This is a genomic window from Streptomyces sp. NPDC018610 (assembly GCF_044391765.1).
Classification (GTDB): Bacteria; Actinomycetota; Actinomycetes; order Streptomycetales; family Streptomycetaceae; genus Streptomyces.
Genome location: NZ_JBISAL010000003.1, coordinates 205,295 through 226,322, shown reverse-complemented (window position 1 = coordinate 226,322; position 21,028 = coordinate 205,295). Strand labels below are relative to the sequence as shown.

Annotated in this window: 17 protein-coding genes, 1 tRNA gene and 3 pseudogenes; 13 read left to right on the top strand and 8 right to left on the bottom strand. The window is 70.5% G+C overall.

Annotated elements, in window-relative coordinates; genetic code table 11:
- Positions 1-120: 120 nt before the first annotated feature.
- Together ACH5A8_RS10540 and ACH5A8_RS10535 are read right to left on the bottom strand one after the other, a co-directional pair.
- Positions 121-1,251: a CU044_5270 family protein gene (locus ACH5A8_RS10540; RefSeq protein WP_399000170.1), complete on the bottom strand. Its 1,131-nt coding sequence runs from the start codon at positions 1,249-1,251 to the stop codon at positions 121-123.
- Positions 1,248-1,916 carry an RNA polymerase sigma factor gene (locus ACH5A8_RS10535; protein ID WP_399000168.1) on the bottom strand — a complete coding sequence of 223 codons (669 nt, stop codon included), beginning with the start codon at positions 1,914-1,916 and terminating at the stop codon, positions 1,248-1,250. The genes ACH5A8_RS10540 and ACH5A8_RS10535 overlap by 4 nt, the downstream gene beginning before the upstream one ends.
- A 159-nt stretch (positions 1,917-2,075) precedes the next feature.
- Between ACH5A8_RS10535 and ACH5A8_RS10530 the strand changes: the two are divergent.
- Positions 2,076-2,279, top strand: a pseudogene (locus ACH5A8_RS10530) (VapC toxin family PIN domain ribonuclease); the annotation flags it as partial.
- A 102-nt stretch (positions 2,280-2,381) separates the two neighbouring features.
- On the opposite strand, the gene ACH5A8_RS10525 reads toward ACH5A8_RS10530, so the two are convergent.
- A complete protein-coding gene (locus ACH5A8_RS10525; RefSeq protein WP_399000166.1) occupies positions 2,382-2,741 on the bottom strand; it encodes a hypothetical protein in 360 nt (119 codons plus the stop codon).
- Positions 2,741-2,814 (bottom strand) — tRNA-Gly (locus tag ACH5A8_RS10520). The genes ACH5A8_RS10525 and ACH5A8_RS10520 overlap by 1 nt, the downstream gene beginning before the upstream one ends.
- 524 nt (positions 2,815-3,338) lie before the next feature.
- Between ACH5A8_RS10520 and dcd the strand changes: the two genes are divergently transcribed.
- The 4 genes and pseudogenes from dcd to ACH5A8_RS10500 all read left to right on the top strand — a co-directional run.
- The gene (dcd, locus tag ACH5A8_RS10515) at positions 3,339-3,914 is read left to right on the top strand and encodes a dCTP deaminase (protein WP_396318882.1); all 576 of its coding nucleotides are present in this window, start codon (positions 3,339-3,341) and stop codon (positions 3,912-3,914) included.
- Between the two features lie 14 nt (positions 3,915-3,928).
- Positions 3,929-4,438 carry a phosphoribosyltransferase gene (locus ACH5A8_RS10510; RefSeq protein ID WP_399000164.1) on the top strand — a complete coding sequence of 170 codons (510 nt, stop codon included), beginning with the start codon at positions 3,929-3,931 and terminating at the stop codon, positions 4,436-4,438.
- A 158-nt stretch (positions 4,439-4,596) separates the two neighbouring features.
- Positions 4,597-4,728: a hypothetical protein gene (locus tag ACH5A8_RS10505; protein ID WP_399000162.1), complete on the top strand. Its 132-nt coding sequence runs from the start codon at positions 4,597-4,599 to the stop codon at positions 4,726-4,728.
- A 545-nt stretch (positions 4,729-5,273) separates the two neighbouring features.
- Positions 5,274-5,903 (top strand): annotated as a pseudogene (locus tag ACH5A8_RS10500) (GNAT family N-acetyltransferase); the annotation flags it as partial.
- Here ACH5A8_RS10500 and ACH5A8_RS10495 read toward each other — a convergent pair.
- Positions 5,824-7,257 carry a recombinase family protein gene (locus tag ACH5A8_RS10495; protein WP_399000160.1) on the bottom strand — a complete coding sequence of 478 codons (1,434 nt, stop codon included), beginning with the start codon at positions 7,255-7,257 and terminating at the stop codon, positions 5,824-5,826. The pseudogene ACH5A8_RS10500 and the gene ACH5A8_RS10495 overlap by 80 nt on opposite strands.
- 193 nt (positions 7,258-7,450) lie before the next feature.
- Entirely contained in the window at positions 7,451-8,500 is a 1,050-nt protein-coding gene (locus tag ACH5A8_RS10490; RefSeq protein ID WP_399000158.1) for a Yip1 family protein, read from the bottom strand.
- A 240-nt stretch (positions 8,501-8,740) separates the two neighbouring features.
- On the opposite strand from ACH5A8_RS10490, the gene ACH5A8_RS10485 reads away from it, so the two are divergent.
- The gene (locus tag ACH5A8_RS10485) at positions 8,741-9,085 is read left to right on the top strand and encodes an antibiotic biosynthesis monooxygenase family protein (RefSeq protein WP_399000156.1); all 345 of its coding nucleotides are present in this window, start codon (positions 8,741-8,743) and stop codon (positions 9,083-9,085) included.
- Between the two features lie 277 nt (positions 9,086-9,362).
- Here the strand turns inward: ACH5A8_RS10485 and ACH5A8_RS10480 are convergent, their stop codons facing one another.
- On the bottom strand, positions 9,363-11,636 hold the full coding sequence (locus ACH5A8_RS10480; protein ID WP_399000154.1) for a (Fe-S)-binding protein: 2,274 nt from the start codon (positions 11,634-11,636) through the stop codon (positions 9,363-9,365).
- 267 nt (positions 11,637-11,903) lie between these two features.
- On the opposite strand from ACH5A8_RS10480, the gene ACH5A8_RS10475 reads away from it, so the two are divergent.
- The 7 genes from ACH5A8_RS10475 (at position 11,904) to ACH5A8_RS10445 (ending at position 20,826) form a co-directional block, all read left to right on the top strand.
- Positions 11,904-13,583, top strand: coding sequence for an undecaprenyl/decaprenyl-phosphate alpha-N-acetylglucosaminyl 1-phosphate transferase (locus ACH5A8_RS10475; RefSeq protein WP_399000152.1), 1,680 nt, complete (start codon positions 11,904-11,906; stop codon positions 13,581-13,583).
- Between the two features lie 94 nt (positions 13,584-13,677).
- Entirely contained in the window at positions 13,678-15,525 is a 1,848-nt protein-coding gene (gene dnaK / locus ACH5A8_RS10470; protein ID WP_019983315.1) for a molecular chaperone DnaK, read from the top strand.
- Positions 15,522-16,193, top strand: a complete 672-nt coding sequence (gene grpE / locus ACH5A8_RS10465) for a nucleotide exchange factor GrpE (RefSeq protein WP_399000150.1) — start codon at positions 15,522-15,524, stop codon at positions 16,191-16,193. The genes dnaK and grpE overlap by 4 nt, the downstream gene beginning before the upstream one ends.
- A gap of 39 nt (positions 16,194-16,232) precedes the next feature.
- Positions 16,233-17,411 (top strand): molecular chaperone DnaJ, encoded by a 1,179-nt coding sequence (gene dnaJ / locus ACH5A8_RS10460; RefSeq protein ID WP_399000148.1) that lies wholly within the window; start codon positions 16,233-16,235, stop codon positions 17,409-17,411.
- Positions 17,412-17,416: 5 nt separating this feature from the next.
- A complete protein-coding gene (locus tag ACH5A8_RS10455; protein WP_399000146.1) occupies positions 17,417-17,869 on the top strand; it encodes a heat shock protein transcriptional repressor HspR in 453 nt (150 codons plus the stop codon).
- Between the two features lie 605 nt (positions 17,870-18,474).
- A complete protein-coding gene (locus tag ACH5A8_RS10450) occupies positions 18,475-19,575 on the top strand; it encodes a sugar ABC transporter substrate-binding protein (protein WP_399000656.1) in 1,101 nt (366 codons plus the stop codon).
- A gap of 207 nt (positions 19,576-19,782) precedes the next feature.
- Complete coding sequence (locus ACH5A8_RS10445; protein ID WP_399000144.1) at positions 19,783-20,826, top strand: LuxR C-terminal-related transcriptional regulator; 1,044 nt, start codon at positions 19,783-19,785, stop codon at positions 20,824-20,826.
- On the opposite strand, the pseudogene ACH5A8_RS10440 reads toward ACH5A8_RS10445, so the two are convergent.
- Positions 20,789-21,010: pseudogene (locus ACH5A8_RS10440) on the bottom strand (helix-turn-helix transcriptional regulator); the annotation flags it as partial. The gene ACH5A8_RS10445 and the pseudogene ACH5A8_RS10440 sit on opposite strands and share 38 nt — an antisense overlap.
- Positions 21,011-21,028: the final 18 nt, after the last annotated feature.

Below are 21,028 nucleotides of genomic sequence, written 5' to 3'. Positions count from 1 at the left end.
TGCTGCGACTCCGAACTGGACACGGACGCGGGACCGTGGGACTTCCGGTGGACGGGAACGGTGGAGCAACAGCATGCATGCCGGGGCGCGCGGCGACGCCCCGGCGGCTCCCTGACAGGGTCAGGCCGTCGTCGACGACTTCCCGGCCGACGACTTCCCGGCCGAGGTCTTCCCGGCCGAGGTCTTCTCTGCCGACGGCTCCTCGCGGAGGGCGTTGACGACCGCGCGCTCCATGACCGCCGACTTGTTGATCAGGGTGCCCTTCTTGCCCATGGAAGTGTCCCTGGTGAGGTAGCTCCGTTCGCCCAGGTACTCCAGGGTGGTCGAGTCGAAGATCCAGGTGGTGCGTTCACCGGTGCGGGTGTTGTCGCGGGCCACGCCGATCCCGTGCCGGCCGGCCGCGTCCACCGCGTCGGGGTCCACGGTCACGCCGGGGATCTCCGCCGCGGCCTTGTAGAAGGCGGCCGCGGTCCTCGGCGGCATCACGGTCTCCCGCAGCAGCTCACCGATGGTGTCGAAGGTGTCCTGGGCCCGGTCCCGGTCCTCGGCCGGGGTGTCGCGCCGGTCCTGGTCCCGGGTGATCTCGGTGGTGAGCCGGTGGAGCAGGGCGTCGGGGCCGGTGGGCAGCGAGGCCAGCCACTTGTACGTCGGCCGGCTGAGGCCCGCCGGGTAGCCGACGGCGGGCTCGCCGTCCGGGACGCCGACCTCGATCGGGTAGTACGAGCCGTCCTCGTGGATCAGGCCGACATGGATCACCGGTCCCGCCTCCTGCGACATCCAGACCTCACGCTCACGCGGCTCGGTCGGCTTCACCGGGCCGCCGAACTCGCCGTCGTTCTCGGTCTGCAGTGTCCTGACGTACACGAACTGGTCGTCGGCGACCTTCTGTTCGTCCTTCTTCGCGGCGACCGAGGCGATCCGGTCGAGCAGCACGGCCGCGCCTCGCGGTGCCGTGGCCCGGGAGCCCGTGCTCGCGGCGGACGGTGCCGGAGCGTTGTCCCGGCCGGTGGCCGCGAGCGTGGTCAGCAGCACCCCGCCCAGGGCCAGCCCGGCGGCGGGCAGCAGAACGGCGGGGCGCAGGAGGCGGGGGCGGGCGGGGGCGCGGTCGCCGTCCTGGTCGATCAGACGCATCAGGGTGTCCTTGTGGTGGAGATGACGGCCAGGGGGCAGGTCCCGTTCGGCCGGGGCCGGCAACAGCCGGGCCAGCTCCTCGCGTTCGGCCCGCTCGGGGCCGGAGGTACGGTCGTTCATCGGGCTTCCTCCTGGATGGGCAGGGCCACGAACACGGCCCTGCTCTCTACCTCTCCGCGGCCGGGACGGGGTTCCCGCCCCGACCGGACCGGTTCTCCGGTGCGCGCCTCCCGCGCGGACCCGCCCGGCGGCCGGCCGAGTTCCTCGTCGGTGAGCCGGCGAAGCCGGGTACGGGCGCGGGACAGCCGCGACCGCACGGTGCCCACCGGGACGTCCAGGGCCTCGGCGGCCTCGGCGTAGTCCAGACCGGACCAGACGCAGAGGGCCAGCACCTCGTGTTCCTGGCGGCGCAGCCCGCCCAGCGCCCGCCGGACCGCGGCGAGACGCCGTGCGTCGTCGACGCGTCCGACCGTGGCGTCCGCGATGTCCGCCACCAGTTCCGGGGTGGGACGGCGGGCCAGGAAGGCCAGCCGCCGCCCGATACCGCGGTTGGTGTTGCGTGCCTTGTTGGTGGCGATCCCGAGCAGCCAGGGCCGCAGCGAGCCGCCCTCCGGTTCGACGGCGTGACGGGTCCGCCAGGCCGCCAGGAAGGTCTCGGAGAGCACCTCCTCGGCCGTCGACCAGTCACCCGTCAGCCGGTAGGCGTGGTTGTAGACCTCCCGCGCGTGTTCCTCGTAGAGCGCGGTGAACGCCTCGTGGTCGCCCGCACCGATCCGTGCGCGCACGCGCTCCCGGTCTCCCTGCTCATCACATCTCACACCCCCTACCTCTCCGGCCGCCCCGACGAGTTCCAGTGACCCGCCCCACACCACCGAGCCCCCGACACGGGTCCGGCCGACCCGCCCGGACCACCGGCGGGACGAACCCTCCCGGCCAGGCCGGAGGATCACCCTGGCGCCGCCCGGTCCGCCCCTGTCCGCGACCGCGCGCTGGACCCCGGCCTCGCCGACGCGGTGAACGTGGCGCTCGCCGCCGATTCCGACGCGGACGCGATCCTCACCCTCGACCGAGACCGACGAGACGTCCGAGCCGCACGTCCGCTGGGCCACCATGAGGCGTTCCGAGTACTCCCCGACGACCTCCCCCTCCGACACCGGCCCCTCGGCGGCCGAGCGCCCACTCCCGCTGGACGAGACGCCAGACCGAGCCGTTCCTCGCCGTGCTGATCCGAGCGAGGCAGGCCACCGGGGCTACAGACCGCGAAGTGCCTCGCGAAGGTCGCCGTAGGCACTCCAGCAGCCGACACTGCCGTCGTCGTGGAGACTGCCCATGTACCAGTCCTCGTCGTCGACCGGCTTCACCAGGCACAGCCCGTGGAATCCGAGGACGATCCCGGGACGGAGCCGTTCGTCCCCTCCCGGCCGGCCCACCCACGTCACGACACGGTCGGTGTCGAGAACCACGGCGTCCCGATCTCCGGAGACGTCGCGGATCTCCTCCAGAGTCCATCCCGCCGGTAGCCGCGCCCTTGCCGTCACATGATGATGACAGCCACCGCGTTCGGCCCGGACACGACTGAGGCCCAGGTCGCTGACCTGGGCCTTCTTCATGGAGCGGGTGACGAGAATCGAACTCGCGCTCTCAGCTTGGGAAGCTGATGTTCTACCATTAAACTACACCCGCGTGAGCCGCCGACCGCAGTCGGTGTCCGGCGCTCGCTCACTGTACCCCATCCCTGGCCCCCGGCGTCGCAGCCGTGGGGCCCGCGTGCGTTTCAGGGGGTGAAGTGGGGGCACCGGCCGTGCCGGGGAACGGAGTTGGGGCGTACCGTGGGCGCCCGGCGGAGGGCTCCGGGAGGGACGGAGTGCCGCCTGGAGGGTCGTCTCTTTGATCCCGTAATGTGTGCTTTCGCCGTCGGGCGGCAGAAGGCCTGGCGGGGTTCTGGGGAAGGGACTTGAAGGCTTGATGGAGCGCACCGTCGTTCGTTGTGCCGAAGGGCACGTGTTCAGCACCGCTTCGTTCCCGATGCAGCAGGCCGAGCGGCTCGGACCCGGCCGGCTCGTGAGGTGTCCTCGGTGTGCCCGGCTCCGCAGCGCGGTGCCGGTGGTCCTCGAGAAGCGGTAGACCGGCCCGTACCAGCGGAAGGCCGCGGCGCGTGGAGTCGTCCTGATTGTGGGGGCTCCGCGCGCCTTGCGTATCCTCGGGACGTGCTTCTCTCAGACAAGGACATCCGGGCCGAGATCGAATCCGGGCGGGTACGGATCGATCCCTTCGACGAATCCATGGTGCAGCCGTCGAGCATCGACGTGCGGCTCGACCGCTACTTCCGGGTGTTCGAGAACCACCGCTACCCCCACATCGACCCCTCCGTGGAGCAGTCGGACCTGACCCGGCTCGTGGAGCCGGACGGGGACGAACCGTTCATCCTGCATCCCGGCGAGTTCGTCCTCGCCAGTACCTACGAGGTCATCACGCTCCCCGACGACCTCGCCTCCCGCCTGGAGGGCAAGAGCTCGCTGGGGCGCCTCGGGCTCGTCACGCACTCCACGGCCGGGTTCATCGACCCCGGTTTCTCCGGCCACGTCACGCTCGAGCTGTCGAACCTCGCCACCCTGCCGATCAAGCTCTGGCCGGGCATGAAGATCGGGCAGCTGTGCATGTTCCGGCTCACCTCGCCCGCCGAGGCGCCGTACGGCAGCGAGCGCTACGGCTCCCGATACCAGGGGCAGCGCGGGCCCACCGCCTCGCGGTCCTTCCTCAACTTCCACCGCACCCAGGTCTGAGGGGCACCACCGACATGAGCGACGTACGAGAGAACCTGACCTACGAGCGGTTCGGCGCCGCGGTGCGCGAGCTCGCGCAGACCATCGCCGACGACGGGTACGAGCCGGACATCGTGCTCAGCATCGCGCGCGGCGGCGTCTTCGTCGCCGGCGGCCTCGCCTACGCCCTGGACTGCAAGAACATCCACCTCGTGAACGTGGAGTTCTACACCGGCGTGGGCACCACCCTCGAGATGCCCGTCATGCTCGCGCCCGTCCCCAACGTGATCGACTTCTCCGACAAGAAGGTCCTGATCACCGACGACGTCGCCGACACCGGCAAGACCCTCAAGCTGGTCCGCGACTTCTGCCTCGACACCGTCGCCGAGGTCCGCAGCGCCGTCGTCTACGAGAAGTCCCACTCGCTGGTGAAGTGCGAGTACGTCTGGAAGCGCACCGACGACTGGATCAACTTCCCGTGGTCCGTCTTGCCTCCAGTAAGTAAGTCGGGCGAGCCGCCCAAGCCGAACCTGGAAGCACTGTAGTCCTGGAGCGGCGGTAGGCGCCGACAGTACAGCCCCCGGCTGGTGTCGGTGCCTGCATATATGCTCTTGCCGTCCACTTCCGGTCCATCCTGCGCCTCGGCCAGGAGGTCGAGGACCCCAGTTCCATGGGGACCGTTTCACCGGATTGGTGGTGCGACATGGCAAGAAGGCGGACGTCGAAGCACGAAGGGACCGATCAAGGAAGTGGCCTCGCGAAGGCCCAGTTCCTGATCGACCTCCTCGCCGTGCTGGTGGCGATCGCGAGCTGTGTGGAGCAGCTGGCGCGGTAGCGCCATGAGAGCGATGTACCGGACGAAGGTTGGGCAGCAAGAAGCGAGCCCGGCCGTTGCTTAGTCGGCCGGGCTCGCTCGAACTCCACGCATGAGCTCGGCTCTGGTTGCAGCCAGGGCCGAGCTCCTCTGCTTGGAGCCAGTTCGTGATCCAGAAGCCTCGTGCTTTCACACGTGAAATTTGAGAGTTCTGGTTGCGTCGCTGGGGCCCACTATAGACCGCACCACAAGCGAGGGGCACCCTGGAGGGCCCGACGCTCACGGGACCTTCGTAGGGCTCTGACCTGCTGAAACGGTCTACTCCGGTACCGAGGCCCATGGAATGCGGCGCGTGACCGAAACGGTCGTACGTCACATTTGCCCAACTCTCACGGGTGAAAGTAACGGGGCCGTCCGGCTCAATCATGATCGGCCGCGCCAGCGCTGCGCGTCGGTGATTCCGATTCCGTCGCGCGCCCGTCGCGGCAGTCGCCACCATATCGTCACTTTGACCGAAAGCTCTCTGGAGCTGGCCCCGCCTCGACAGCTGGGCCCGAGCCGTGCGCGGCTGCCCCCAGCTCATGCCCCAGTACTTCGCCGTTCTGCCCGAGGCGCGGGGGCAGGGGCTCGGGCGTGTTCTGTGGCGGGCCGCGATGCACTGGGGTCAGTCCCATGGCGCCGCTTACCAGCTCCTACAGACCGAGGTCGGCGGCCCCTCCGACCTGCCGCTGTACCGGTGCCCGCCACCCCGGCCCCTGCCGATCCGGCCCCTGTGTCCGAGCCCGGCACACGAAGGGAGAAACCCGCTCCATGAAGCGCCCCCCCTGGACCTGCGCCACGTCGTCAGCCCCGCCCTGCGGGACCTGATCGAGCTGGCCCAACTCGAAGACTTCGACCGCGTGACGGAGCAGGTCCGCAACGTCCGCGGCTGTACCCGCCCGGTCAACCTCGTCGGCCACACGGATAGCAGGGCATCGCTGAGGTTGTCATTGGGCGCGCCAGCTGCTGAGGGATGTGCCTCTGAACGCTCTCCGCGATGGCTCTACGCACCACCGCTGCTGACGGCCCGAGCCATCGAAGGGAAGGGCCCTGGTGGTACCACCAGGGCCCTTCTGGTCATCGCCAGACAGGGTCGATCAGGTTGGGGTCGAACCTTCGCTTGCCCCGTCCTGCGGGGTGCACGATCACGGCTGTGAGGCTGTGCAGCACGATCTCTCGCTGGCGCTCGATCGGGAGATCGAAGAACTCTGCCTCGGTCAGATCGGCCGTGTTCCCCTTGGCCTCCGCCTGCTTCTGTTCCTTGTAGAAGCGGGCTCGTTCCAGCTTCAGGGCGTCCCGTTCACGCTCCTTGTCGGGGAGGAGTTGCAGGAGCGTGGAGACGGTGATCGTCTTGGCCTTCTCCGCCTCGATGAGCTGGGCGATGTCCAGAAGGAGAGATTCCAACTCCTCTTCCTTGGGCCACCGTTCCTCGGTCGGCACAGCCGTTGTGGCGGCCTTCTCGCGCTGCTCCTGGAGGACGAGGCGGGCAATGAGCTTGTCCACGGGCTCGCCCACGCGGCCGACCTTGCCACAGCCGCCGTTCACCCCAGAGCACTGGTAGGTGTACTGCGCGCCCTTGGACCCCGGCTTCCACTTGTGGTTGACCTGCCCCCGGATCTTGTTCTTGCACAGGCCGCAGCGGGCGATCCCGGAGAGCAGGTACTTACGCGCGAGGGACTGACCGGTCTTGTTCTGCTTGCGTTCGGCGATGGCCGCGCAGACGGCCTCCCGCTCCTCCGGGGTGTTGATCGTCTCCCACTCGCCCCTGACGGGCTTGCCGTCCTCGCCGTGAAGGATCTCTCCGTGGTACGTCCGGTAGCCCACCAACCTCGGGTTGGTCAGAATGTGCTCGACGTGGTGGTGGGCCATGCGCTTGGTGCCGGCGCGAGGGTTGCCCAGTCCCTCTTCCTGCCAGCGCGTGCGGATCGTGCCGATGCGGACCCCAGCCAGTACTTCCTTCTGGGCCGCGCGGATGTGGCGCGCCGCCTCGGGGTCGACCTTGTTCCGGTCTTCCTTCTGCCACCCGTAGGGCGCCGGGCCTCCGTTGCTCTTGCCCTGCTGGGCCAACTCAAGGTGCTTGCGCTTGATGCGCCGTGAGGTGTCGTGTGACGACTTGTTGGCGAACGCCACCATGATCCGGGCCATGGTCCGCCCGTCGGCCGTGCCGAGGTTCACGTCGTTGGTGACGGTCGCGAACTCCAGCCGCGGGCGTTCGTCGAAGATCTCGATCAGGCGCTCAAGGTCGCGGGGCTGGCGGGCCAGGCGGTCGAGGTCGTACGCCACGACTCCGTCGATCAGGCCGGCTCGGAGGTCCTTGAGCATGAGCTCGAACTCTTCGCGGACGACGTTCCGCTTGAACGCGGACACGTCGTTGTCCTCGTAGACCTTCACCGGTTGCCAGGTGCGGAGGTCTGCCAGGCGCTCGCAGTCCGTTCGCTGGCGAGCGACGCCCAGGGCCTCGCCCTCGTCGTCACGCGAGATCCGCGTGTAGATGCCCACCTTGCGCGCCATGATCGGGGCCTCCCCTGCCTGCGACCTGGTCCGTCTGTACCGCAGCAGGTTACTACCGTCATTCAGTCCATTTGCCACGTCCGTCGAACCGCCCGTGGTCAAGCGGTCGGGGCAGGTGCTCGACGCCTGAGGGCTGTCCCGGACAGGCGGAAGGGGGGCCGGCTGCCGCCGGCCCCCCTTCCGCCTGTCTTCGTCAGAACGTCCCCAGCTTCACGATCGACAGCAGGGCGATCAGCTGGATCGCCGAGGCGCCCAGGGCCTTGGGCCAGGGCAGGTCGTGGGAGCGGCCGACCATCATCGTCAGCAGGGCGCCGCCCGCGATCCAGGTGGCCCAGCCGAGCACCTGGACGAAGGCCGCGTCGCCGCCGACGAACATCGCGACGACCAGACGCGGCGCGTCCGTGATGGACATGATCAGCATGGACAGGCCGACCGTGGGCTGCCAGGCGCCGTCGCCGCCCAGCTGGCGGGCCAGGGTGTGGGTGACCACGCCGAGGATGAACGCGCTGATCACCATGGCGACGGCCGTGATCACGACGATCGGGACCGCGTTGGAGAGGGTCGCGTTGATCGCGTCCTTGCGGGCGCCGTCGAAGCCGAAGACCGCCAGCAGGCCGTAGAGGAACGTCACGATGAGGGCGGGGCCCCACATCGTGTAGTCGCGCATCTGCAGGAACGTCTGCTGGGGGGCCAGGACGATGCCGCGCAGCAGGTCCTTCCAGTGCAGGCGGGGGCCGATCGGGCCGGCCGCGGCCGAACCCGCGCGGTAGGTCTCGCTCTGGGAGTACGGGTCCTCGCCGATCGCGAACGCCTGGGTGTGGCCAGGGTTGTCCGCCGCGTAGGGGTCGGGGCCGGCGTGCGGATGCGCGCCGCCGTCGCCGAAGTACTCCGGCTCGTCCTGGCCGCCGTGTCCGCCGTAGCCGCCGCCGTTCACCGGGGGCCACTGGCCCGCGCCGGCGCCCTGGCCCGCGCCCGGTCCGCCGCCCGCGTAGCGCGGTCGGCCGTGCGGCGGTCGCTGCTGCTGCGGGTACGGCTGTGACGCCGGCGGATAGCCGTACGACGGGGAGCCCTGGGGGCTCTGCCGTCCGTACGGGGGTTGTTGGGGGCGCGCTTGCGGGGCACGGTCGTCCCGTCCGCCGCGTCCGTTCCTGAATCCAGCCACGTCCTCGAACGTACCCGGTCGCGCGGAGTGACGTGCCTGGGCCGGGCCTTCGGGGGCGGCTTTGCGGCCGAGCTGTGACATCCCCTAAGGGGCCTCCCGGATGGCCCCCGGTGCTCTCCCGGACGGGTCCCCGGGGGCTCTCCCGGATGACCCCCGGATCCGCCCCCGGATGTGCCCCCGGACGGTTTCCCGTACGGCCCCCGCGGGCCCCTGTCGGACCCGCGCCTCGTCCCCGTACGGACCCCGACGCGGTCCCGCGTCCGGGGGCGTTCCGGCCGGGTCCGCCGCCGCCGGGGGCGGGGGAGCGGGCAGGATGGGGGCATGAGCGTAGTGAAGATCAACGTGCTGACCGTGCCGGCCGAGCAGCGGGAGACGCTGGAGAAGCGGTTCGCCTCCCGTGCGCACGCCGTGGAGAACTCCGACGGGTTCGAGTGGTTCGAGCTGCTGCGTCCCGTCGAGGGGACCGACACCTACCTCGTCTACACCCGGTGGCGGGACGAGGAGTCGTTCCAGGCCTGGATGGAGGGGCCGATGAAGGCCGCGCACCACGGGGGCGGCGGAGAGGGCGGCGGGCAGCCGCAGCGGCCGGCCGCCAGCGGCTCCACCCTGTGGTCCTTCGAGGTGGTGCAGCAGGCGGCCCCCAAGGGGAACGAGGGCGGCGCGTAGCCGACCGAGCGACGGCCGGCCGGTGGCCGAACCGGCCGAACCGGTAGGGCTGGTGGCCGAACCGGTGGCCGGCCGGCTCCCGGCCACCAGGGGCGGCCGGAGCCGGACGGAAGTCGGCCGGTGGCCGGACGGAAGCCGGACGGTAGTCGACCGGTGGCCGGACGGAAGCCGGACGGTAGTCGGCGGACCCGGTCGACCAGGCCGTCGCACGGAAGACGCCCCCGTCTCCGTGGCGAGTGCCACGGAGACGGGGGCGTCGGGCCGTGCGGGGGAGCCGCTACTTCACCGGCTCCGGCTCAGGGGCGCTCTCGCTGTCCGCCTCGCCCGCCGGGGGCTCGTCCACCGGGGTCTTGACGGACTCCAACAGGAGCTGGGCGACGTCGACGACCTGGATGGACTCCTTGGCCTTGCCGTCGTTCTTCTTGCCGTTGACCGAGTCGGTCAGCATGACGAGGCAGAACGGGCAGGCGGTGGAGACGATGTCGGGGTTCAGCGACAGGGCCTCGTCGACGCGCTCGTTGTTGATGCGCTTGCCGATGCGCTCTTCCATCCACATCCGGGCGCCGCCGGCGCCGCAGCAGAAGCCGCGCTCCTTGTGGCGGTGCATCTCCTCGTTCCTGAGGCCCGGGACCTTGCCGATGATCTCGCGCGGGGGCGTGTAGATCTTGTTGTGGCGGCCCAGGTAGCAGGGGTCGTGGTAGGTGATGATGCCCTCGACCGGGGTGACCGGGATCAGCTTGCCCTCGTCGACGAGGTGCTGGAGCAGCTGGGTGTGGTGGATGACCTCGTAGTCGCCGCCCAGCTGCGGGTACTCGTTGCCGATCGTGTTGAGGCAGTGCGGGCAGGTCGCGACGATCTTCTTCGCGGACTTCGGCTTCTTGGTCGACTCGTCCTCGTCGTCCTCGCCGAAGGCCATGTTCAGCGCCGCGACGTTCTCCATGCCGAGCTCCTGGAACAGGGGCTCGTTGCCGAGGCGGCGGGCGGAGTCGCCGGTGCACTTCTCGTCGCCGCCCATGATCGCGAACTTGACGCCCGCCATGTGGAGGAGTTCCGCAAAGGCCTTGGTGGTCTTCTTGGCGCGGTCCTCCAGGGCGCCGGCGCAGCCGACCCAGTACAGGTACTCGACCTCGGTGAGGTCCTCGATGTCCTTGCCGACGACCGGGACCTCGAAGTCGACCTCCTTGGTCCACTCCAGGCGCTGCTTCTTGGCCAGGCCCCAGGGGTTGCCCTTCTTCTCCAGGTTCTTGAGCATCGTGCCCGCCTCGGACGGGAACGCGGACTCGATCATGACCTGGTAGCGGCGCATGTCGACGATGTGGTCGACGTGCTCGATGTCCACCGGGCACTGCTCCACGCAGGCGCCGCAGGTGGTGCAGGACCACAGGACGTCGGGGTCGATGACGCCGTTCTCCTCGGCGGTGCCGATCAGCGGGCGCTCGGCTTCGGCGAGGGCGGCGGCGGGAACGTCCTTGAGCTGCTCCTCGGAGGCCTTCTCCTCGCCCTCCATGCTCTTGCCGCCGCCGGCCAGCAGGTAGGGCGCCTTGGCGTGCGCGTGGTCGCGCAGCGACATGATCAGGAGCTTCGGGGAGAGCGGCTTGCCGGTGTTCCAGGCGGGGCACTGCGACTGGCAGCGGCCGCACTCGGTGCAGGTGGAGAAGTCCAGCAGGCCCTTCCAGGAGAAGTGCTCGACCTGGGAGACGCCGAAGACGTCGTCGTCACCGGGGTCGGTGAAGTCGATCGCCTTGCCGCCCGAGGTCATCGGCTGGAGCGCGCCGAGCGCCGTGCCGCCGTCCGCCTCGCGCTTGAACCAGATGTTCGGGAAGGCCAGGAAGCGGTGCCAGGCCACGCCCATGTCGGTCTTCAGGGCGACCGTGATCATCCAGATGAAGGAGGTCGCGATCTTCAGGCCGGCGAAGAAGTAGGTGAGGTTCTGGAGCGTGGAGACGTCCATGCCCCGCAGCCAGGAGACGACCGGGTAGGAGACGAAGAACGACGCCTCGTAGCCGTCCACGTGGTGCTGGGCGCCTTCGAGGGCGTGCAGCATGAAGATGCAGACGCCGACGATGAGGATGACGGCCTCGACGAAGTACGCCTGGCCGAAGTTGGAGCCGGCGAAGCGGGACTTGCGGCCCGGCTTGTCCGGCTTGCTCAGCTGGCGGATCGCGATGAGGACCAGGATGCCGAGCACCGTCATCGTGCCGATGAACTCGACGAACATGTTGTACGGCGCCCACTCGCCGATGATCGGCAGGAGCCAGTCGGCCTGGAAGAGCTGGCCGATGGCGTTGACGATCGTCAGCAGCAGCGAGAAGAAGCCCACCGCCACGAACCAGTGCGCCACGCCGACGACACCCCAGCGGTTCATCCGGGTGTGGCCGAGGAACTCCTTGACCACGGTGACGGTGCGCTGGACGGGCTCGTCGGTGCGGGTCCCGGCGGGCACGGACTGGCCGAGCCGCATGTAGTTGTAGATCTGCAGTACGGCGCGGCCGAACAGTGCCACGCCGACCACGATCAGGACCAGCGACACGATGATCGCGGCGAGTTGCATTGGGGCTCCTGTGAGGCGGCCTCGAAATTACTAAGCGGTAACTTATGCAGTCCGTTTGAGACTACCCCCATCCTCCGTCGCAATGTAGCCGGACGCGGGGTGATCTGAGTCGCTGAGGGTGCCCTGACGAGGGCCCCTGCCCCCGTCCGCGGCCGGGTCTCCGGCCGGATCCGGGCCGTGTCCGGAGGTCGGGCCGCCGGGAAACGGATCCTGTTCCGATCGTGTTATTCACACCCGATCGCCCGATATACCCCTAATTTAAGAACCGTGCTCTACGGGATCGTCACCGCCACCGCCGCCCTCCTTCTCGCCGCCGTGCTCTCGGCCCTGTTCCGGGCGCCCGCGCTGCGGCTCGGGCTGGTCGACCGGCGGCGGGTGCGGCCGGTGCCGCTGCTGGGCGGGGTGGCCGTGGTGGCCAGCACCTGCCTGGTCGCGGCGGCGGGCGGCTGGACGGGTACGGCCCCGCTCAGCCCCGGGGTGGGCAGGGTGCTCGCCGCCGGCGCCGGCGTCGCGGTCCTCGGGCTGGTCGCGGACGTCTGGCGACTGCGCAACCGGATCCTGCTCGTGGGCACGGCCGTGGCGGCGGCCTTCGTGGTGCCCTACGACGAGACCGGGCTGCCCGCCGGGATCGCCGCCGTGGCCTGGATCGCCTGCGTGGCCGCGGCCTTCCGGGGGCTCGACCACGCCGACGGGCTCGCGGGCACGGTCGGCGTGCTGACCGCCTTCGGCGCGGGCGCCTGCGCGGCGGCCGAGATGATGGACGACCTGGCGGTGCTGCTCAGCATCCTGGCCGCGGCCCTCACCGGCTTCCTGATGCACAACTGGCACCCCGCGCGGATCGCCTTCGGCGCATGCGGCTCCCTGTTCACGGGCTTCGTGCTCGCCGCCTCGGCGGTGCTCGTCCGTACCGGCTACGACCCCGGCCCCACCGCGGCGGTGCTGTTCGCGCTCACCGCCACGGCCGGCGCCGACGCGGTGCTCGTCCTCCTCTCCCGGCGGCTGGCCCGGCGCCCGGTGCGGCGCCGCGGCCCCGACCACCTCGCGCACCGGCTGCGCCGGCTCGGCCTCACCCCGCCCGGCGCGACCGTCGTGATCGGCGTCGCCGCCTTCGCGACGGTGCTCGTCGGGGTCCTGGTGCACACGGGCTGGCTCCCGCCGACCGGCGCGCTCTGGACCGCCGGGGTGGTCCTGGCCGCCGTCCTCGGCCTGCTGCGCGTACGGGTCTACGGGCCGCGCCGCCCCGGCGGCCCGCAGGGCACCGGCACCCACCGCCACACCACCACCCGCCGGCACACCCCCGCCCACCGCCCGGCCACCGGCTCCCGCCCCGCACCCGGTTCCCGTCGCGACACCGGCTCCTACGCCACAGGTGCCGCGGCCTCCAGGGCCACGCCGGCCTCCAGGACCGCCACGGCCTCCAGAACCTCCACGGGCGTCACGGCCGTGGGATCCAGATCGTCCGGCAGAACGTCCCTTTTCGAGACATACGGCTCCCGGAGCCGGGCAGAAGCGGACGGAGACGGAGAGGCGGCGGGCCCGGAGACGTCCAAGGGCCGGAAGGGGCTGAGGGCGCTGGGTGCTCCCCGGGGTCCGGGCGCGGAAGCGCGCGCCGGGCGCGCCCCGGCACCGGGGACGGGGGCGCGTCAGGACGTGCGCGACCCGGGGACGGACGCGCGCCGAGGTGTTCGCGGGGTACGCGTCCCGCCGGCCGCGCGCGGTCCGGAGGCTCCCGGGGCGCGGGGCGCCCGGACCGCCGGCCGCGGCACCGGACGCGACTCCGGCCGCGGCGCCGGGTACGGCCCCGGACGTGACTCCGGCTACGGCTCCGGACATGACGCCGGATACGGCCCCGGCGGTCTCCGTCGTCCTTCCGAATACCCGGTTCCGCCGCCGCAGCAGTCGGCGTCGTCGCAGCTCAGAGAGTCGTTGCGTGTAAGGGATGGATAAGAGTTGAGCCTCCTCCGCTCAGGTCTCTTGACCCCGTGCCGGGTGTCGGGCACACTTGAGTCTGTTGCACTCAAGTCAGCTGGAGGAACTCACCATGGCACGTGCGGTCGGCATCGACCTGGGCACGACTAACTCCGTCGTCAGCGTTCTGGAGGGCGGCGAGCCCACCGTCATCACCAACGCCGAGGGCGCCAGGACCACGCCGTCCGTCGTCGCCTTCGCCAAGAACGGCGAGGTGCTGGTCGGCGAGGTGGCCAAGCGCCAGGCGGTCACCAACGTCGACAGGACCATCCGGTCGGTCAAGCGCCACATGGGCACCGACTGGAAGATCAACCTGGACGGCAAGGACTTCAACCCGCAGCAGATCAGCGCCTTCGTGCTGCAGAAGCTGAAGCGGGACGCCGAGGCCTACCTGGGCGAGAAGGTGACCGACGCGGTCATCACCGTCCCGGCGTACTTCAACGACGCCGAGCGCCAGGCCACCAAGGAGGCCGGCGAGATCGCCGGTCTGAACGTGCTGCGCATCGTCAACGAGCCGACGGCCGCCGCGCTGGCGTACGGCCTCGACAAGGACGACCAGACGATCCTGGTCTTCGACCTCGGTGGCGGCACCTTCGACGTCTCGCTGCTGGAGATCGGCGACGGCGTCGTCGAGGTGAAGGCCACCAACGGCGACAACCACCTCGGTGGCGACGACTGGGACCAGCGCGTCGTCGACTACCTGGTCAAGCAGTTCCAGTCCGGCCACGGCGTGGACCTGTCCAAGGACAAGATGGCCCTCCAGCGTCTGCGTGAGGCGGCGGAGAAGGCCAAGATCGAGCTGTCCTCGTCCACCGAGACCTCGATCAACCTGCCCTACATCACGGCGTCCGCCGAGGGCCCGCTGCACCTGGACGAGAAGCTCACCCGCGCCCAGTTCCAGCAGCTGACCGCGGACCTGCTGGAGCGCTGCAAGACGCCGTTCCACAACGTCATCAAGGACGCCGGCATCTCGATCAACGAGATCGACCACGTCGTCCTCGTCGGCGGCTCGACCCGTATGCCCGCCGTCGCCGAGCTCGTCAAGGAGCTGACCGGCGGCAAGGAGGCCAACAAGGGCGTGAACCCGGACGAGGTCGTCGCCATCGGCGCCTCGCTCCAGGCCGGCGTCCTCAAGGGCGAGGTCAAGGACGTCCTGCTCCTCGACGTCACCCCGCTGTCCCTCGGCATCGAGACCAAGGGCGGCATCATGACCAAGCTCATCGAGCGCAACACGACCATCCCGACCAAGCGGTCGGAGATCTTCACCACGGCCGAGGACAACCAGCCGTCGGTGCAGATCCAGGTCTACCAGGGCGAGCGCGAGATCGCCGCGTACAACAAGAAGCTCGGCATGTTCGAGCTGACCGGTCTGCCGCCGGCGCCGCGCGGCGTCCCGCAGATCGAGGTCTCCTTCGACATCGACGCCAACGGCATCATGCACGTGACCGCCAAGGACCTGGGCACGGGCAAGGAGCAGAAGATGACCGTCACCGGCGGCTCCTCGCTGCCGAAGGACGAGGTCGACCGCATGCGCCAGGAGGCCGAGCAGTACGCGGAGGAGGACCACCGCCGCCGCGAGGCCGCCGAGACCCGCAACCAGGGCGAGCAGCTCGTCTACCAGACCGAGAAGTTCCTCAAGGACAACGAGGACAAGGTCCCGGGCGAGGTCAAGACCGAGGTCGAGGAGGCCGTCGCCGAGCTGAAGGAGAAGCTCAAGGGCGAGGACAGCGCCGAGATCCGCACCGCCACGGAGAAGGTCGCCGCCGTCTCCCAGAAGCTCGGCCAGGCGATGTACGCCGACGCCCAGGGCGCGCAGGCCGCCGGTGGCGCCGGTGACGCGGGCGCCGGCCAGGCGAAGGCCGACGACGACGTGGTGGACGCCGAGATCGTCGACGACGAGCGCAAGGACGGTGCCGCGTGACGGAGGAGACCCCGGGTTTCGAGGAGAAGCCCGACGTCCCCTCCGGCGCCACCCCTGACGACGCCGAGCCGAAGGCCGCCTCCTCCTCCGAGGAGGGGGCGGCCCCGGCCGGGGACGCGAGCGAGAAGGCCGGCCTGACGGCCCAGCTGGACCAGGTGCGCACCGCGCTCGGCGAGCGCACCGCGGACCTCCAGCGGCTCCAGGCCGAGTACCAGAACTACCGGCGCCGGGTCGAGCGGGACCGCATCGCGGTCAAGGAGATCGCCATCGCGAACCTCCTGACCGAGCTGCTGCCCGTCCTCGACGACATCGGGCGCGCCCGGGAACACGGCGAACTGGTGGGCGGTTTCAAGTCCGTCGGCGAGTCGCTGGAGACCGTGGCCGCCAAGATGGGGCTGCAGCAGTTCGGCAAGGAGGGCGAGCCCTTCGACCCGACGATCCACGAGGCGCTGATGCACAGCTACGCGCCGGACGTCACCGAGACGACGTGCGTGGCGATCCTGCAGCCCGGGTACCGGATCGGCGAGCGCACCATCCGCCCCGCGCGGGTGGCGGTGGCCGAGCCGCAGCCGGGAGCGCAGACGGTCAAGGCGGCGGACGAGTCCGGCACGGACAAGGCCGCCGAGCAGGCCGACGACAAGGACAGCGGTGGCCCGGACGAGGGCTGACGCAGGAGCACGCGACGCACGAGAGGAGGGACGTCGGGGATGAGCACCAAGGACTTCATCGAGAAGGACTACTACAAGGTCCTCGGCGTCCCCAAGGACGCCACCGAGGCCGAGATCAAGAAGGCGTACCGGAAGCTCGCCCGCGAGTTCCACCCGGACGCCAACAAGGGCAACGCCAAGGCGGAGGAACGTTTCAAGGAGATCTCCGAGGCGAACGACGTCCTCGGTGACCCCAAGAAGCGCAAGGAGTACGACGAGGCGCGCGCCCTGTTCGCGGGCGGCGGCTTCCGTCCCGGGCCGGGCGGCGGTTCCTTCAACTTCGACCTGGGCGACCTCTTCGGGGGTGCCCAGGGCGGGGGCGGCGGTCAGAGCGGCGGCTTCGGCGGCGGGCTCGGCGACGTCTTCGGAGGCCTGTTCAACCGGGGCGGGGCGGGCGCGGGCACGCGTACGCAGCCACGCCGCGGCCAGGACATCGAGTCCGAGGTCACGCTGAGCTTCACCGAGGCCATCGAGGGCGCCACGGTTCCGCTGCGGATGTCCTCGCAGGCGCCGTGCAAGGCCTGTTCGGGCACCGGCGACGCCAACGGCACACCGCGCGTGTGCCCGACCTGCGTCGGCACCGGTCAGGTGGCGCGCGGTTCGGGCGGTGGCTTCTCGCTGACCGACCCGTGCCCGGACTGCAAGGGCCGCGGGCTGATCGCGGAGAACCCGTGCGAGGTCTGCAAGGGCTCCGGGCGCGCCAAGTCGTCCCGGACGATGCAGGTCCGCATCCCGGCCGGGGTGTCGGACGGGCAGCGCATCCGGCTGCGCGGCAAGGGCGCTCCGGGCGAGCGCGGCGGCCCGGCGGGCGACCTGTACGTGGTGGTGCACGTCGGGGAGCACCCGGTCTTCGGCCGCAAGGACGACAACCTCACCGTCACGGTGCCGGTCACGTTCGACGAGGCCGCGCTCGGCGGCGAGGTGCGGGTGCCGACGCTCGGCGGCCCGCCGGTGACGCTGAAGCTGCCTCCGGGCACACCGAACGGGCGTACGATGCGGGCCCGCGGCAAGGGAGCGGTCCGCAAGGACGGCACCCGGGGCGACCTCTTGGTCACCGTCGAGGTGAGTGTCCCGAAGGACGTGTCGGGGAAGGCTCGTGACGCGCTGGAGGCGTACCGCGAGGCGACCGCGGGCGAGGACCCGCGGGCGGAGCTGTTCGAGGCCGCGAAGGGAGCTTGAGGGAGATGGACGGCCGCCGTCGTAACCCGTATGAACTGACGGAAGACACACCGGTGTACGTCATCTCCGTGGCGGCGCAGCTGTCCGGGCTGCACCCCCAGACCCTCCGCCAGTACGACCGGCTGGGCCTGGTCTCACCCGACCGCACCGCCGGCCGGGGCCGCCGCTACTCGGCCCGCGACATCGAACTGCTCCGTCAGGTGCAGCAGTTGTCGCAGGACGAGGGCATCAACCTGGCGGGCATCAAGCGGATCATCGAACTGGAGAACCAGGTCGCCGCGCTGCAGGCGCGGGTCGCGGAACTCCAGTCCGCCCTGGAGGGCGCGGCGGCCACGATGCGCCAGCGGGAGGCCGCCGTCCACGCCTCCTACCGCCGGGATCTGGTCCCCTACCAGGAGGTCCAGCAGACCAGCGCGCTGGTGGTGTGGCGGCCCAAGCGGCAGCAGCAGTCGGACTAGCGGGACCGGCAGGCCGGCCCGAGGCCGGCGGGCGCGCCGGGAACAGCGGACGAAGGGCCGGGAGACATCGCTCTCCCGGCCCTTCGCCGTGCCTGCCCGAAAGCCTCCCGGGTGCGCCTCCGCAAGCCCTTCGGGGGCCTCTCCCGGGGCTCCCGACGCGGGTCCGCCGCCCCTCGGCGCACCTCTCCCGGCCCTTTCCGGAGTGCGTCCGCGGGCTCTCCGCTGGGCTTTCCCGGTGCCGTTCCGGCGGGCGCCGAGGGGCTTTCGGCGGGTGTCCGAAAACCCCTCAGCGGGTGCCCGAGAACCCTTCAAGGGGTGTCCGAGGGCCCTTCGGCGCGGCTCCGGCGGGCCCTTCGGTGAGGCCGGAGGGAAGGGGGCGAACTCGCGGGTGGGCGGGGGCCGCTGTCCGTGGAGAGTCCGTAAAGGGCGTTTGGAGATGATTCCGTAAGGCTCCCCGAGGTTTTCACACCTGAAGCGGAATGTGGTGTTGCCATCTCGTTAAGTGGTACGGCTTGACGCCGGTACCGGCTGCCGCGTTGGCTTTTCAGTCACCTGGGTCGCAATGCTGCGTCCTCGTCCGGAAGGCACCAGAAGTGAGCACCTCGATGCGTCGTATCGCCATAGCCGTGGCCGCGTCCACGCTGTCCCTCTCACTGGCCGCCTGCGGGGCGCTCGGAGGGTCGGGCAGCGGTGGCGACGCGAGCCCGACGAAGGGCAACGACGTGAAGGTGGGCCTGCTGCTGCCGGAGACCGCCAACACGCGGTACGACAAGTTCGACGCCCCGATCATCCGGAGCAAGGTCGCCGAGCTGACCAACAAGCAGGGCGTCGTCGACTACGCCAACGCCGGGGCCAGCGCGTCCAAGCAGGCCGAGCAGATGCAGAAGATGATCGACGAGAAGGTCGACGTCATCCTGCTCGACGCTGTCGACTCGCACGCCATCGCCGCACAGGTGAAGAAGGCCAAGAGCGCGGGCATCCCGGTCATCGCCTACGACCGGCTCGCCGAGGGTCCGATCGAGGCGTACATCTCCTTCGACAACGAGCTGGTCGGCGAGGTGCAGGGCCGCTCGCTGCTCGACGCGGTGGGATCGACCGGCTCCGCGAAGATCGTCATGATGAACGGCTCGCCCACCGACCCGAACGCCAAGCAGTTCAAGGAGGGCGCCCTCGCCCAGCTGACCGGCAAGGTGACGATCGCGAAGTCCTACGACACCAAGGACTGGAAGCCGGAGAACGCCCAGGCGAACATGGCCGAGGCGATCAACGCGATCGGCAAGGACGCCATCGCCGGCGTCTACTCCGCCAACGACGGCATGGCCGGCGGCATCATCAAGGCCCTGCACGCCGCGGGCGTCACCAAGCTGCCGCCGATCACCGGCCAGGACGCCGAACTCGACGCCGTGCAGCGGATCCTCACCGACGAGCAGTACATGAGCGTCTACAAGTCCTACCCGACGGAGGCGGAGAACGCCGCCGAGATGGCCGTCGCCAAGGTGCAGGGCAAGGACATCCAGTTCGACTCCCTGACCCGGGACAAGGTCGACAGCCCGACCGCCAAGGGCATCCCGGCCCAGCTGGTCCCCGTGGTCGCCCTGACCAAGTCCAACATCAAGGACACCGTCATCTCCGACGGCATCTACAAGACGTCCGAGATCTGCACCGCCCAGTACAAGTCGGCGTGCTCCGCGGCGGGGCTCAAGTAGCCCTGGCGCGGCCCTGATCCGTCCGGCCCGCCGGACCCGTCGCTCACACCGTCAGGTTCCTGCAACGCGCCGGACGGAGGCGCGTGCACATCGGGTGATACCGGTGGATTGCGGCGCTCGGGTCCGGGGAAGCCGTGTTGCACAGCCGGTCCGGGCCGCGCATAGTTGCGCTGCGGAACGACGCGGAGACTGGGGGTGTGACGGGCCATGGCCGGGCACGGGACCCAGGAGCATCCACACGGCGCCGACCGGCTGTGCGACGCAGGGGAGCGGGTGTACTCCCGCGCCGTGCGCCGCGGCCGGGTACCGCGCCGCGACGCGGAGCCGGTGCCCTGCCTGCTCGAACTGGCGCTGCTGCACCCGGACCCCGACGACATGGACTTCCTGGTGCCGACCGCGCCCCAGGAGGTCATGACCCGCCTGCTGCGCGGGATGTACGACGAGGTCAGCGCGAGCCACCGGCGGGTCGGCTCGGCCGTGGCGGCCTACGAGCGGTACGCGGGACTGGGCCGCCGGCTGCAGGTGCCCGCCACCACCGTCGAGGGCAGCGCGATCCGGGTCCTGGACGGCCTGTCCCGCATCCAGGCGGCCATGGACGAGGCGACCGAGGCGTGCCGGACGGAGGTGCTGACCGTCCAGCCCGGCGGCATCCGCCGCGAGCACGAGCTGTCGGAGGGCCTGCACCGGGCGCTGGCGCTGCGCGGCCGGGGCGTGCGCATGCGCGACCTGTACACGCACGTGGCCCGGCACGGGCAGGGCCTGCTCAACTACCTGGAGCTGATGGGCGACACCGTCGAGGCCCGCACGCTGGACGAGGTCATCGACCGGCTGATCCTCTTCGACCGCACGGTGGCCTTCATCCCCGCCAACTCCGACCGCACCATGGCCCTGGAGCTGCGCCATCCGGCCCTGGTCGAGTACCTGGTGACGGTCTTCGAACGCCTCTGGCGCCTGGCGATCCCGCTGACCGCGCCGCTGCCCGACACCGGCATCGAGGGCATCTCCCACCGGGAGCGGTCCATCGCCGCGCTGCTGGCGGAGGGCCACCAGGACGCGGTGATCGCCGAGCGGCTGGGCATCAGCGTGCGTACCTGCCGGGCGCACATCGCCCGGCTCTCGGAGACGCTCGGCGCGGCCAGCCGTACACAGCTGGGCGTCCGGATCGCCCAGGCGGGCCTGGACGGCCCCCCGGCCACCGGCGGGACGTCCGCGGTCAGCGCTCCCGGTCCAGGATCCCGGACCGTGCGATGAGGTAGCCGAGCTGGGCGCGGTTGGCGCTGCCGAGGGTGGCGGCGAGTTCGGCGATGTGTTCGCGGGCGGTGCGGACGTTCATGCCGAGGCGTTCGGTGATGACGGCGTCGGTGTGCCCTTCGACGAGGAGGGCGGCTATGGCGTGCTGGCGGGGGGTGACGGCACCGACGGACGGCTGCTGAGCCGCTTCCTGGCCGTTTAT

What these genes read in the sequence shown, in the direction of transcription:
- ACH5A8_RS10540 (WP_399000170.1), bottom strand. Translation starts at nt 1,251, where the DNA reads ATGAACGACCGTACCTCCGGCCCCGAGCGGGCCGAACGCGAGGAGCTG.
- ACH5A8_RS10525 (WP_399000166.1), bottom strand. Translation starts at nt 2,741, where the DNA reads ATGAAGAAGGCCCAGGTCAGCGACCTGGGCCTCAGTCGTGTCCGGGCC.
- ACH5A8_RS10510 (WP_399000164.1), top strand. Translation starts at nt 3,929, where the DNA reads ATGAGCGACGTACGAGAGAACCTGACCTACGAGCGGTTCGGCGCCGCG.
- ACH5A8_RS10505 (WP_399000162.1), top strand. Translation starts at nt 4,597, where the DNA reads ATGGCAAGAAGGCGGACGTCGAAGCACGAAGGGACCGATCAAGGAAGT.
- ACH5A8_RS10495 (WP_399000160.1), bottom strand. Translation starts at nt 7,257, where the DNA reads ATGGCGCGCAAGGTGGGCATCTACACGCGGATCTCGCGTGACGACGAG.
- ACH5A8_RS10490 (WP_399000158.1), bottom strand. Translation starts at nt 8,500, where the DNA reads ATGTCACAGCTCGGCCGCAAAGCCGCCCCCGAAGGCCCGGCCCAGGCA.
- ACH5A8_RS10485 (WP_399000156.1), top strand. Translation starts at nt 8,741, where the DNA reads ATGAGCGTAGTGAAGATCAACGTGCTGACCGTGCCGGCCGAGCAGCGG.
- ACH5A8_RS10480 (WP_399000154.1), bottom strand. Translation starts at nt 11,636, where the DNA reads ATGCAACTCGCCGCGATCATCGTGTCGCTGGTCCTGATCGTGGTCGGC.
- dnaK (WP_019983315.1), top strand. Translation starts at nt 13,678, where the DNA reads ATGGCACGTGCGGTCGGCATCGACCTGGGCACGACTAACTCCGTCGTC.
- dnaJ (WP_399000148.1), top strand. Translation starts at nt 16,233, where the DNA reads ATGAGCACCAAGGACTTCATCGAGAAGGACTACTACAAGGTCCTCGGC.
- ACH5A8_RS10455 (WP_399000146.1), top strand. Translation starts at nt 17,417, where the DNA reads ATGGACGGCCGCCGTCGTAACCCGTATGAACTGACGGAAGACACACCG.
- ACH5A8_RS10450 (WP_399000656.1), top strand. Translation starts at nt 18,475, where the DNA reads ATGCGTCGTATCGCCATAGCCGTGGCCGCGTCCACGCTGTCCCTCTCA.
- ACH5A8_RS10445 (WP_399000144.1), top strand. Translation starts at nt 19,783, where the DNA reads ATGGCCGGGCACGGGACCCAGGAGCATCCACACGGCGCCGACCGGCTG.